General features: G+C 55.8%; 10 protein-coding genes. All 10 read right to left on the bottom strand.

Features of this window, described 5'->3' with window-relative positions; all coding sequences use genetic code 11:
• Positions 1-259: 259 nt before the first annotated feature.
• The 10 genes from AC3ISG_RS07925 to AC3ISG_RS07880 all read right to left on the bottom strand — a co-directional run bounded on the left by AC3ISG_RS07925 (position 260) and on the right by AC3ISG_RS07880 (position 13,081).
• On the bottom strand, positions 260-2,641 hold the full coding sequence (locus AC3ISG_RS07925) for an efflux RND transporter permease subunit (protein ID WP_489298928.1): 2,382 nt from the start codon (positions 2,639-2,641) through the stop codon (positions 260-262).
• Positions 2,642-2,667: 26 nt separating this feature from the next.
• Positions 2,668-3,780, bottom strand: a complete 1,113-nt coding sequence (locus AC3ISG_RS07920) for a WD40/YVTN/BNR-like repeat-containing protein (RefSeq protein WP_489298927.1) — start codon at positions 3,778-3,780, stop codon at positions 2,668-2,670.
• 308 nt (positions 3,781-4,088) lie between these two features.
• Positions 4,089-5,048: an omptin family outer membrane protease gene (locus tag AC3ISG_RS07915; protein ID WP_489298926.1), complete on the bottom strand. Its 960-nt coding sequence runs from the start codon at positions 5,046-5,048 to the stop codon at positions 4,089-4,091.
• A gap of 228 nt (positions 5,049-5,276) precedes the next feature.
• Positions 5,277-5,984: a hypothetical protein gene (locus AC3ISG_RS07910; protein WP_489298925.1), complete on the bottom strand. Its 708-nt coding sequence runs from the start codon at positions 5,982-5,984 to the stop codon at positions 5,277-5,279.
• Positions 5,985-6,659: 675 nt separating this feature from the next.
• Entirely contained in the window at positions 6,660-6,986 is a 327-nt protein-coding gene (locus AC3ISG_RS07905; RefSeq protein WP_489298924.1) for a MafI2 family immunity protein, read from the bottom strand.
• Positions 6,983-7,177, bottom strand: coding sequence for a polymorphic toxin type 50 domain-containing protein (locus AC3ISG_RS07900; RefSeq protein ID WP_489298923.1), 195 nt, complete (start codon positions 7,175-7,177; stop codon positions 6,983-6,985). Before AC3ISG_RS07900 ends, AC3ISG_RS07905 begins: the two co-directional genes overlap by 4 nt.
• A gap of 136 nt (positions 7,178-7,313) precedes the next feature.
• A complete protein-coding gene (locus AC3ISG_RS07895) occupies positions 7,314-7,745 on the bottom strand; it encodes a DUF7878 domain-containing protein (RefSeq protein WP_489298922.1) in 432 nt (143 codons plus the stop codon).
• Between the two features lie 881 nt (positions 7,746-8,626).
• Entirely contained in the window at positions 8,627-8,896 is a 270-nt protein-coding gene (locus tag AC3ISG_RS07890; RefSeq protein WP_489299473.1) for a polymorphic toxin type 24 domain-containing protein, read from the bottom strand.
• Positions 8,897-8,984: 88 nt separating this feature from the next.
• A complete protein-coding gene (locus AC3ISG_RS07885; RefSeq protein ID WP_489298921.1) occupies positions 8,985-9,512 on the bottom strand; it encodes a hypothetical protein in 528 nt (175 codons plus the stop codon).
• Positions 9,509-13,081: a DUF637 domain-containing protein gene (locus AC3ISG_RS07880; protein WP_489299472.1), complete on the bottom strand. Its 3,573-nt coding sequence runs from the start codon at positions 13,079-13,081 to the stop codon at positions 9,509-9,511. The genes AC3ISG_RS07885 and AC3ISG_RS07880 overlap by 4 nt, the downstream gene beginning before the upstream one ends.
• Positions 13,082-13,489 lie beyond the last annotated feature (408 nt).

The following is a 13,489-nucleotide window of genomic DNA, read 5'->3' as shown; positions in this document are numbered from 1 at the left end:
CCGGCGTACTCGAATGTGGGACCGGCTTTAGCCGGGAAAGCGTCGGTGTTCACGCCGCAAATAGTGGGATGACCCTACCGGCCCCTTCCTGGCTGAAGCCGGTCCTACTAAGGCACCGCATGCATCCAGTGAGCTTCCGGCGTACTCGAATGTAGGACCGGCTTTAGCCGGGAAAGCGTCGGTGTCACACCGCAAACATTGGGATGACCCTACCGGCCTCTTCCCGGCTGAAGCCGGTCCTACAAGATCTCTGCGTGCGTCAATGGGAAAACAGCGAATTCCCGACCTTGCCCGCCATCTTCTCCGGTTTGATCAGGAACCGCGCCAGCGCCGGCAACAGCCACAGGGCGCCGAACATGTTCCACAGCAGCATGAAGGTCAGCATTAGGCCCATGTCCGCCTGGAACTTGATGGCCGAGAAAATCCAGGTGCACACCCCGATCGCCAGGCACAGGCCGGTGAACAACACCGCTTTGCCCGTGGATTTCAGCGTCTGGTAATACGCTTCCTGCAACGGCAGCCCCGACCGCAGGAAACTCTCCAGTCGGCTGTAGATGTAAATCCCGTAATCGACCCCGATCCCCACCCCGAGCGCCACCACCGGCAGCGTCGCGACTTTCACGCCTATGCCCATGAACGCCATCAATGCGTTACCCAGCACCGACGTCAGCACCAGCGGCAGCACGATGCACAGCGTCGCCGCCCATGAACGGAAGGTGATCATGCACATCACTGCCACGCACACGTACACCAGAATCAGAATGGTCAGTTCAGCCTGCTTGATGACTTCGTTGGTCGCCGCCTCGATCCCGGCATTACCCGCCGCCAGCAGAAACTCCAGGCCGTCCTTGTCGTTCTGCTGAGCGAACGCCTGCACGGCATGCACGGCCCGATCGAGGGTTTCCGCCTTGTGGTCGTTGAGGAAAATCAGCAACGGCGCCAGGGAACAGGTGTTGTTGTACAAACCGTCAGCGCGGGAGATCGAACTGTTGAGCACGTCCTTATTGCGCGACAGCGACTCCCATTTCAAGTTGCCCTCGTTCATCCCCTTGATGACCTGCTTGGACACGGTCACCAGCGAAATCGCCGATTGCACCCCCGGCGTGTTCTCCATCTTCCACGACAGCTCGTTCATCGCCGACAGCGTCTGGTACGCCGAACACCCCTCGGGTGGCGTCTTGACCATCACCACCAGCACGTCGGAGCTGGTCGAATAATTGTTGATGATGAAACTGTTGTCCTGGTTGTAGCGCGAGTCCGGCCGCAACTCCGGCGCGCCTTGGTCGAGGTCGCCGATCTTCAGGTTATGGCCGTACCAGAGGCCGCCCACCAAGGCTACAAGAGCCAGCGTCACTGACACGCGGGCGACTTTCGGCGCGGCGAAGTTCGACAGCAGACGCCAGAATGGATGCTCACGCACGGCATCTTCTTTACTGCGCACCACCGCTTTTTTGCTGATGCCGGCGTAGGAAATCGCCACCGGCAAGAGGATCAGGTTAGTGAACACGATCACCGCCACGCCGATGGAGGCGCCGATGGCCAGCTCGCGGATCACGCCGATGTCGATGATCAGCAAGGTGATAAAGCCGACGGCGTCCGCAAGAATCGCGATCATCCCCGGCAGGAACAACTGGCGGAACGTGCGACGTGCTGCGGTGAGGGCGCTGTCGGCGTCGCTGGATTGCAGAGCGATGCCATTGATCTTCTGCACGCCGTGGGAAATACCGATGGCGAAGATCAGAAACGGCACGAGCATTGAATAGGGATCGAGCCCGAAACCCACCACATGCATCAGGCCCAACTGCCAGATCACGGCGATCAACGTGGTGCTCAACACCGCGATGGTGCTGCGGGCGCAGCGGGTGAACCACATCAGCAGGACCAGGGTAATCAGGAACGCGATGCCGAAGAACATCACCACCATGATCAGACCGTCGATCAGGTCGCCGACCTTCTTGGCGAAACCGACGATGTGAATCTCGACGTTGGGGTTCTGCGCTTCGTACTTGTCGCGGATCTTTTCTTCGAGCTGGTGGGAGAACTGGCGGTAATCCAGCGGCAGCAGTTTGCTCTGGTCGTTGGGGTCCGGGTAGAACTCCTGCAGCGGCACATCGACGATGCTCGACTTGAAGTTGTTGGCCACCAGACGCCCGACCTGCCCCGACTTGAGAACGTTATTGCGCAGCTTGTCGAGGCTCTGCTGTGAGCCGTCGTAGCTCTGCGGAATCACCTCGCCCCCGGCAAAGCCCTCCTCCGTCACCTCGGTCCAGCGCACGCTGGGGCTCCACAACGACTTGAGCCCGGAGCGATCGACACCGGAAATGTAGAACACCTCGTCGTTGATCTGCCGCAGGGTCTCCATGTACTCCTTGGAGAAGATATCGCCCTGCTTGGCCTCCACCGAGATACGCACGGTGTTGCCCAGGTTCGCGAGGTCGTTGCGGTGCTCCATCATGTTCTGAACGAACGGATGACCCAGAGGGATCATCTTTTCGAAGCTGGTGGACGGGCGCACCAACGTCGCTTGCCAGAACAGAAAGACGCTGACCAGCAGGCAGATGCCGATCACCGTCTTGCGGTTGTTGAAAATCAACTGCTCCAGGCGCGTCGGCTTGTCGTGATGCTGTTGAAGGTTGCTCATGGAAACGGTTCCTCGCCTGCTTGTTCTTATTGTTGAGCGCGGTCAGCGCCCGTCGGCGAGGTGACGCGAACGCCGCCCTGTCCCACCAGAACCAGATTGCCTTTATCGTCCTCAGCCACCCCGGACAAGGAAAGCCGGTCGGGGCGATTGGCAACCGTGAAGCTTTCGCCATCGTCCGTACTGCGCATGACGCTGCCGCCGTTGCCGACCAGCACGATGGCGTTGTCGGGCATCAGCGAGGCATTGGCGATGCTGAACTCCAGCGGGCCGCGCTCGCCCTGCAACGGGACGGGCTCCCACGTCGCGCCGAAATCGGTGGAACGGAACAGATTGCCACGCAGGCCGTACACCAGAAGCGTGTTGGATTCCCCAGTGGCTACCGCGCCGAACAGCGAGCCCTGGTAAGGGCCTTCGAGCTTTTCCCACGTCTGGCCGTCGTCCGGGGAGCGAAACATGCTGCCCTGTTCCCCGACCACGAACAGGCCGGCGTCCTTCACGTAGGCAATGCCGTTGAGGTGGAACTGGTCTTCGTTGTCCAGCCGGTCGCCGATGTCTTCCCAGTGCTGGCCGCCGTCGGTGGTTTCCAGCACCGCACCATAAGCACCGACGGCAATCCCGGTGGTGAGGTCCTTGAACCAGACATCCAGCAGCGGCGCTTCGCGCTTGAGGTCTTCGAACTGTTTGGTCCAAGTGGCGCCGGCATCGCTGCTGGCAAGGATCTGCGCATCGTGCCCCACCGCCCAGCCGTGTTGCTCATCGACGAAATACACCGCCGTGAGCATCTGGCGTGTCGGCACCTTGGCCTGGGTCCAGGTTTTGCCCTGATCGTCGGAATAGAGAATGTGCCCGCGATCCCCCACGGCCACCATGCGCTTGCCGGCATGGGTCACGTCCAGCAGCAGACTGCGGGAGGCTTTTGCGGATTCGAGGGCGTAAACGGCGGAATCGCCAGCGTTGGCGGGTGTGTCAACGGGTGCGGCGGCGGACGTGCTGTCAACAGCCAGCGCAGCGCCGCAGAAGATCGGGGAGATAAGCAACGACAGAGCAGCGTGGAGAGGCAGGCTCTTGAAAAGCGTCCGGGCGCTGAAATCGTCCCGAATGACCGCAAACCGAGTGCGCCGAATGACGGGCTCACGCATGGAGCTTCCCCTTTCTTTATTTTTATTGGGTGCTTCGGAAGACCGTTTCAACCGCGCAGACGCTCTAGCCTGCACGCGACGTGGCCGTACCGAAGCGACCCCATCCTAGTCAGCTTTGGAAACGTATGACAATCGACATGACGTTATCTTTTGTTAAGCAACGGGGGCTGATTGGCGCGTTATCACTGGAAGTGATCGGGCGGACTAACTGTCTGTACCCTAGCGCAATCGTGAAACTCCCATCCAGGCGCAAACCGTGCCAAACGGCTCGCCAACGGCACGGGACGGGGCACGGCTTTCGGCTTGGCTCAGAAAGCGTAAGTGAGCGCCAGAGTGGACATCGTCGTCCTGGCGGACTGGCTGCCCGCGTCACCCGCGATACGGAAGCGTTCGCCGGTGTGGGCGTCCTTGATCAGCGTGCTGCCCTTGGCCTCGGCGTACACTTGATGATCCACACCTGCCCTCAACGAAAGCTGCGGACTCACGCGGTAACTCAGCGCCACCGCCAGACTTTGCATACGGCCGCTGTTTCCATAATCCCCGTCATAAGTAACCTCGGTGACATGATGCCGATCGTGATCCCGCGCACGGACCCACTGGCTGTATTTGAATTTGCCTTCCAGCGTCCAGTTGCGGAAATGGTAGAGACCCACCAGCCCCACATAAGGCGTGTCGTAAGTCTGCTGATAGGAAATGCCTTTCTGCCCCGCTGGGAATTCTCCGGACTCATCGCGGAATCCCTCGTCCGACGAATAGGTATAACGCCCGCCCCTCGCCTGCCAGCCGAACTGGCTGCGCTGATAACCGAGCATCATGCCCAGGGCCAGATCATCGCGCTTGAGCGCCCAGGCCGTGGCGGCGACATCGGCCTGCCAGGCTTTGCTGACCTGGGTGTCCGGGTGATCGGAATAGTGAGTCCAGTCAGCGCGGTCCTCGTCGATCCAATCGTAGTCCTTCATGTGCCCGTCACCCTTCCCCACCCGCGTCCAGCCGTTCAGGTCAAGGGACAGCCAATGCACCGGTTGGTATTTCAAACCCAGATGCAACGTCGGCACCTGCTTCATGCTCCAGTTCAACTGACTGACCTTCTGCCCGGTGTCAGCGTCGTACACTTTTTCCCGCGCCTGACCATTCAGCAAACCGACACCCAGACTCACCCCAACCGCCTCCAGCTGGAACTGCTCCTCGCGGGTTGTCTGCGCCTCGGCCAGCGCCTCGGCGCTAAACGCAGCCAGCCCCAGCCACAACAGCGTCTTGCTACCCTTCATCACCCACTCCGCACTCTTCCTATTGAGATGTTTGTCCAGCGCCGCACGCAGCTGAACAAGGAGCGAAAGAATGAAGCGCCGCGAAGGAAATCTCTGCCGGGCGGTTCTGAAGGAACTGCGTGAAAGCTAAACGTTGGTGCTGGGAAATTGCCTACACGCGAGCTGAGGTGGCGGCGGTCCACAGTTGTCTGGAACGCCGCTATTCAGACCCGCCACTCCTCCAGGCCGTTAAAGGTTCAGGTCTTTCACGATGGCCTCATCGACGATTTTCGAGATGCCATCCAGCGCGGTGCGTAAAAGCTCCGGCTCCGTGCGGTAACGTTTGGGCTCATAGCCGAACGTGTTGCCGCCGTTGAAAGGTGTGACGTATTCGGTTCGCTGCCAGATCAGCTGGTCGCCGCGCTTCAGGCTACCGGTGACATTGATGGTCGGATAAACCACGCTGCTGAAACCCTGCGTCAACGCAAAGCCCCAGTTGTTGACGGTTAGAAGAATCTCCGCGTCCGCCGGGTCATTTTCGCCAACCACCTTGAAACGCCCGGTCTGGGACAATTGCTCTTCGAATCGTTGCTTGACCATGCCGCCAAGGTCGATGTTGGCGGTGTTGAGGTTGTAGATGATCGCCTCAACGGTCGACATCGACGCCAGGTCACCGGCTTTATACCCCGCCGCAAAACCGGCGCCGCTCATCGCGGCCGTTGCCAAGTGAGAGGCGTTCGTCGCCGCGCCCACTGCCACGCCCGCCCCTGCGCCCAGCGCCGCACCCCATGCCTGCTCTCGGCCCATGTAGGTGATGTCTTTGGTGGACCAGACGACTGGAAGGATTTTGACGGTGTGAATCTGGGAGCGGTATTCGGGTTTGAATTTCTGGTTGGTGCAGCCGGTGATGATGAGCGTGAAGAGAGCCAGGGTTGCTAGTTTGTGGAGCAGACGCATTGGTTGACATCCTGTGGGTTTAGTTGACATCTCATCTGAGATCGCAGCGGAGATTTTGGTTTTAAGCTCGCCGCCCTAGAGGGGTTATTGCCCACATAATAAATCGGCCGGCCTTCCTAATGCTAAAGGCTGAGGGCTTGGTAATTTATCTACCTTGTCGCTGCCCCGCTTAGAGAGTTCACGCGAGCTGAAATCGACTCTGTTACTTCGCGTGCAGCAGCGACATGCCTGTCTGTTAGACCGGCACGTGCATTCTTTGTACAGTTATAGAAAATGAATGTGTCTCACAGACTTATGACAAGCCTATCGCTGGGCGCAACTATTTTTCGCAGCGTCGTAGATATAAGGGGTCCATCCCCATTTATCGCAGTCGGTAGGAATCGCCGCAGCTCCATCGCCTGAATGACCGCTAGCACCCGGACGGGGAGATTAAGGGGTCCGTCCCCTTTTTTCCCATGACTGCTTTTTGGCCTTTAACTCCGATTTCCCTTCCAAGATCGGCGACTATCCTAAACGTACCCGGTATATTCGCATTCGATAAGACAACTGTATTGGGGGAAAACGAAGAGCTTCCTGAATAATTGCTTGTGTTTCGCCGACGTCGCTCGTGTTAAACCGAGCCTTGGACTGGGAATGAAAGGGGTCCGCCCCCTTTTATCTCTAGTTCAGGTCATGCTACTTAATAAAATCTTCCATGTCATACTCTCGACGACTGTAGACAAATTCTCCCAAACACTCCAGCTCCCCTATTGGCTTGCTCGCATACTCGCACTCTATCTTTATATGGGGAATGCTATGAGCGCCAATCAGAGCCGTAACATTTGTCGCAACAACCTCGAGACTTTCATAATCAAAATCGACTGGTTCTCTTTCCAAGTAGTACCTTATGACTAAGCTATCTTTTTCTGAGATCGAAATAGCGATGGCTCGAATAGCCGGATAGATCTCGCCTATTAGCGCTCGCCATACACATAGAATAAGCCAGTCAGGAATTGCTTTCACGATCCACCTCCTATTGTTGTGGGATTTGTCGGGACGATATGCGCGCCTGACTTACCTGAGTGAATAGTACCAAAGTTAGTTGACAATCCTGTTGTTCCATCAACGCCGATTGGACGCCCAAAATCCACAACCGGCTGCCCCCTAGAGCCCGTACCTACGACAGGATAGCTGCCATTATGGACTCCATCCAACAGTTTCTATGGATCAATGACGCTATTTATGCTGCTCCGACCAGGAATAAAATTATTATTCCCCAGGCATTTGCTTGCCTCGCTGTCCGGATATAAGGGGTCTGCCCCCTCTAACCTCCCTATTACCCATTAATACCTAATACCCTACAATACGCTTTAATGTTGGACGAATGTCCAAGCCGTATTGGCCGTGCAGGGTTTTTTGCAAACTTTCAACGTACGCCTTTGCTCCCGCCACCGCTCTTGAAACTGGAATCAGCTCATCAAAATCGTTAAGAAGCCAACAGGAAGTTACATGATAATATCTCGGATCTGCGGCTGGGAATAGGGACAGCAACGGTTCTTCCTCTTCATCCATCGAGACAAAATAGAAACTTTCGCCTTCTAGGGACAGAGCGTTTTTTAACCACCTATGGATCTCAATACCCAGCTCAACCAACAAACAGTTATCGAGCACCAAAAAGCATGTTCCATCATAAGAGAACTCGACACTTCCCTCTGTGCGAGCGACCAAATCAACATCACTCACTTTCGAGGGAACTGAATTCACACTGAATTTTATATCCACTATCTACCTCTCGTGAACCGGAAATGCATTAATAACTTTCCCGTCCATCCCAACAATTACCCTCGATATAAGGGGTCCGTCCCCTTTTTTGCGATCTTTTGAAGGCTACCGTCGGCAGCTGGAACGTAATCCCCCACGGGGTAAAAAGGGGTCCGCCCCCTTTTATCGCGCTGGCAGTTCTTTGGTGAGGTCGATTACAGTTCCTAGCTTATCAAGTGACAACTTCAACTCTGCACATCCGAATTTTGAGATACCCACCGTCAATCCTCCAACAAAAGGGGGCCGTCCCCTTTTATCTCTAGTTCACGCCATACTACCTAATCAAATCTTCCATGGCATACTCTCGACGACTGTAGACAAATTCTCCCAAACACTCTAGCTCCCCTATTTGAATTAAGGGGTCCGCCCCCTTTACCACATCCATTCTTCACGGGCGGACTGTCGATCTGGGCAGGTGCTTTTGCACCTACTCAGGAATAATTTTCAACTCACTCCATAGTGGTTTCAGTCCAAGGCTTTCCATATAAGTCCCATAGTCGAAAAAGGCCCTAACCCCAATGTCTTCGTATAAAAACCATGAGGCCTCGCACTCTTGACATACGAACAAGGAAGTGTCATGGGCTATAATTTTAGCCCTGACAATATCTCCCTGTTCACACCTTGGACACAACATATAAGACTTCTCTATTTAACAGGATAGACGGTAATGACCTGACTGGTTCCAGGCCGAGATAAAAAGGGGTCCGTCCCCTTTTATCCCTCAGGGCTGCACTTATTGCTTATATAGCAAAGTTCATCAATCTCGTCTTTTTTCGCCCACTCGGACTTCCAAGAGTCATAACGAACCAAGCCGATCATGGGATGAATTGTGTTAACTTTCATTATAAAATCTCGTCAGATTTAGCCGGCCTTGGTGCTAATTTTGTCGAGGGCGATTGAACTCTAATCGTCCCGTCCGGCAATTTATTTCTACCGTACTCAATTACATGCGGTGTTTGCACATTCGCATGCGCGGCTCCAGTAACCTCAACTCTCTTAACAATCATTCCCGCCGAATCATACACAGCATAGCTGGTAATGTTCCCTTGGTTATCCGCTCTATACAGCGTTTTATTGACTGGCCCACCATCAAGTTTGAAACGTCCGCTTATCTGGGCAAAAAGGGGTCCGTCCCCTTTTATCCATTAAGCCTCTGGCAGTGGCTTTGATGGCGCGAACACATCCTGTGCGATGTTTAAACTACGACTGCCAAAATGTCAGGCAGACGCCATATTCATCTAGAAGATCGTCAGCAATTTCAAACTGAAACACCTTCTCTGGAAAAGCGTCGGATAATGCGCGTTTCCAATATCTGGTAATCTGCTCAGCAAATAAATGACAAAGACGATAATCTTCTTCCGACAGGCCCACTTTAAATATGGGTCGACCCGGTGCATCCTCCCACTTTGAAAAAAACTGATTTATTGAAAAAATATTCCTGTATCGTTCAACGTTTCTACGCGATGTACTTGGCTCCAACACACTAGATTCGTCCTCAACCAGCCCGCTCAAATGAAATCTTTGCGGATCGTATTGCTGAGCGTTAGGCAGCCAGAAAATGTGACCATTGACCTCAATAAAATCAGGAGAGAGCAAACCCAGAACAGAAATTGCTTGCTCTAATGAAACCAAATTCCCTGCATATGAAAAAAACTCTCCAGAGCCAATATCCGAAACAAACAGACTCAACGACTCTTTAGAAATATTACCCTGAAAAACCTTCATCATTTCAACCCCAAACTTTCAAGAACCGACTGCGGAACATTCCCCTCAAAAACTTTCGTATCACTTCCCTTCTTTGGGAAATATGTTCCATTCGGAGCTTGGTTCCATTCGACCACCTTAATCCGAGAGCTAGATACATCGTATAGTGCGCGCCCCTCAGGACCGTAGACAACAACATGCCCATTTCCAAGATTCGCATAAGAATCGGGAATTTGTCCTTGCAACGGATACTGAACACCACCACGCGTTCCCGCGACCGTCACACTCGTTTCCCTAAGTCCCTTAGTATAATCTAAGTCAATAGTATTACCGGCAGTGTCTGTAATGAACCTGGGTGCATTTGGAGCATTAGTAGTTGCCTTCGCACCCAACCCACTGCCTAGGTCACCAGCGCCATCCACAGCTTGCCCGCTAACAGTAGCAGTTGGTGAAGGATAATTCCCAGTTAGCTGTCGACTATAAGGACCTTCGGAGGTGGTCCACACAGGCGTACCGGTCGAACCCTTTGTGCTCGTTCCAGCCTGCGCTAAATCTGCTGCTGCGTTTGATCCTGCTTTCGCCTCGGCCGCCGCTAGGGTTGCCGCACGCTTTTCAGCGAGGAGGGCCAGCATGCCTTTCGCACCGACGCCGCCCAGCATCCCCAGCACAAGATCGCCATCTATCAGAGGGACTATGCCCCCTCCCAACAGGGTACTCAGTTGCTGGTATTGCCCTTGCGCCCCAATGTTCACGCCGCTCAACGAGCCGATTTCATTCTGATACTGGAGTGCGGTGCCAGACCCGAATTGTTTCACCCAGTCGGTGGGTATCGCCGCAGCTCCGTCGCCTGAATAACCGCTAGTACTCGGACTGAACAGTGCCGAATCTGAATATTGCTTTGAGGTTGAAGAAAAGGCGTAGACCTTGTCCCCGTCGGCGATAATCGGCGTTCCATCGGCCCATGTGAGCGCTATTTTTTCACTTTGAAGACGCGATATTGACGCGCCGACAGTCTTCAAATCTTCCAGCAGATTGAGCTTCTCTGGATTAGCGTCGCTAGCTGTGCCGAGGATGGCTTTCAAACGCGCGGCGTCAGACGCATCGACTTCCGCACTCGCGTAGAAGTTAAGCAAGCTTTGCCAGGACATCCCTGAATTGCTTTTGCCCTGCTCATCTAGCTTCTGAGCTTCTGCCACCAGTGCTTTCTGTTCAAACGTATGCAACTGCCGGTTGTACGCCTGAGCATTTCCAGTAATCTCCGATGTAACAGATAGGTTTCCACCGGTCGCTGCAGCGGTAAAAAGCCCAATCAGCTTGGAGGCTGCGTTGACCAAACGGTTGGGCTGGGTTGGGTCATCTCCCTTCAGGTACTCACTCTTGTCGAGGTAATCAATCATCGCCTCATTGGCGCCTGCAGCTATCGCTCCTGTCTTGAAGTCCCCACCCATGACTTCTGACAGGAGCCCTCCAACAACAGCATGGACAAGTATTTTCGGTGCCGCGCCATCATTCAGATCGAATTGTTTGCCGAGGTCTCCGGCTCCGTTGAAAGCCGTCGCCTGCAACACATTGAAGACACTGCCGAGCATTGACTCCTTGAATGATCCAGTGCCGAGCGCTTCCGATAGCGCTCCATTAACTGCGCCTCCAGAGAGCTGTATCGCGCTAAAACGTGCGAGGGCTGCGGGGTCGGTCAAGCTTGGGACGATGCTTGGCCCGGCAATCTTACCGGTAGCAGGATCAACCGTAGCTCCAAACCAGTTAGCGCTGGCGTAGTTGATAAAACCTGCGGTGAGCCCAGAAACCACTGCGCCCTGCATGCTGCTTTTGCTGAAGGTGTCCTTTGCGGTCGCGCCAAGGTTCCCCTTGTTGCTAATCGCGCTGTTGACTGCGGTGACTTCCAGACTGACCACAACCGCGTTGGCGAAACCTGCGGCGAACGAACCTGCACTAGCACCAACCAACCCTGCTCCGGCTCCGCCGGTCAATGCCGCGAGTGCGATGGCCAGTGCCAGCTGTGCACCGGCTCCTAACCCAGAGTGGCTGTATTTGAAGGACTGATGGATCTCGTTAACCAGCTTCCAATCAACATCCCCCCGCTTCTCCGCATCTTTCAACCAAGCCAGATCAGGATCAGCCTTGACCATCGCATCAATCGCTTGGCTCACCGTCTGCTGGTTCACCTGTTTAACGTCGATGTGCAGACCATCAACAGCATTTACAACTAGATTGCCCTTGGCGATCAGTTCACTCTGGCGCAAGGTTTCATCGGTCTTGCCCTTACCGGACATGGAGTTCCACGCAAGGCTGGTATTGCTCTTCTCATGACTCTCCTGATGAAGGTCTTTAACACCCTCGAAGTTGATCGCCCCGCCGCTGTTAATCGTCAGGTCTTTACCGCTATTGAGCTTCGCGACCTGATACTGCTGATCCCCGCCACTCACCAACACCAAGTTCCCGCCAGCGGTAATTTCGCTGCCGATGTTTTTCACATCGGTCACTTCGTCGTGCTTGGTTTTCTTTGCGCCGAAGGAGCCTTTTTTCTTCATGTCGTATAGCGAGTAGTCGCTGTCCTGCGCGGCCAGGACTTCGAGTTTGTTGCCTGCCGCCAGATACGCTTCGTCGTTGGCGGCGATGCGGCTGGAGGTGACGGCCAGATTTTGACCGGCGCTGACGGCAACACTGCCGCCCGCCGTGATCTCGGTTTGAACCTGGCTGACGTGGTCTTCCTGCTTTTTGACCTTCTTGCTCTTGCTGTACGAGTGCTCCTCATCCGCTGCGGAGCTGATGGTGACGTCTTCGGTCGCGGCCATGGCGATGTCGCGTTTGGCGTCGATCTCGCTGGCGATGGCGTTGATGTCGCGTCCGGCCTGGACCGAGAGGTCGCGGCCTGCGCTGACGGTCGAGCCGATCTGGGTGATGTCGCTGCTGGTGTGTTTAGGGCTGAGTATCTGGCTGTTGGTAACTTGCGCAGAGGCGATGTTGACGTCTCGCCCGGCGTTAAGGATCAGGTCGCGGCCGCTCTGGAGCGTGCTGCCAATGTTGTTGATGTCACGCCCGGCGGAAACGCTCAGGTCATTGGCCGCTTCGATGCGGGCGGCGTTGTCGGCGTACTCCTTGTGCAGTTGGCCCCGCACGTCGCTGTCCAGCGACGTGACGCTGCGCTCGTTGGTGACATCGCCGCCGATGGCGGTCACGGTGACGTCTCGACCGGCGATGATGCCGCCTGCTTTGTTGGTGACGTCGTTGCCCGCGAGCAGGTCCAGGCGGTTGCCGGCTGAGATCAGGCCGCTGTTGACCAGGTCATTGCCAGCGGTAGTGGACAGGTTGTTGGTGGCCTTGAGGGTGCCGACGTTGTCGAGGTTCTGGCCGGCGATGAGGGTCACGTCCTTACCGGCGATCAGCGCGCCGTTCGGGGCGAGCCGACCATCGGCCTGAGCCAGATACAGCACTGGCACCAGCACGTTTTCGCCATTCACTTCGCGCTCTTCGAGCCAGACGATGTCGTGAGTGAGCGCCGCCACTTGCTCGGAGGTCAGCGAGACGCCGACGGTCAGGTTGAGCTGGGTTTTGCTGGCGATGGCGTTGTTCATCAGGTACTTGAACTGATCCTCGTTGGAGGTCTGTCCGTCGATGAACGCCTGGCCGGTGCGTGAGGTAACGGCTTGCTGCACCAGACGCTGTTCGTAAAGGCCGTCGCCCAGGCGCTTGGCGCTTTCGTCGGGGTTGTAGCCGAGGCCCGCGAGCAGGTAATCCGAGCTCATGAATTGCTTGAGGTCGGTGAGCACCGGGTTGGTTTCGATCAGGTACTTGCCGGTGCGGGCCGTGGCTGCGGTGGATGGCAGGCCTTGAACCCTGACGACCGTCTGCGCGGTCGCCGACTGACCTGGGCTGATGCCGGTGGGGTTTGCGCCACCGATGACGCTGATGCCGGGAATGGGGGTAACGCCTGGGGAGCCTGGATTTCCGGAGACGCCTGTGACGCTTGCTGCGCCTGTGAC

Source organism: Pseudomonas sp. GL_135 (genome assembly GCF_057834665.1).
This window is presented reverse-complemented; position numbering and strand designations above follow the sequence as displayed.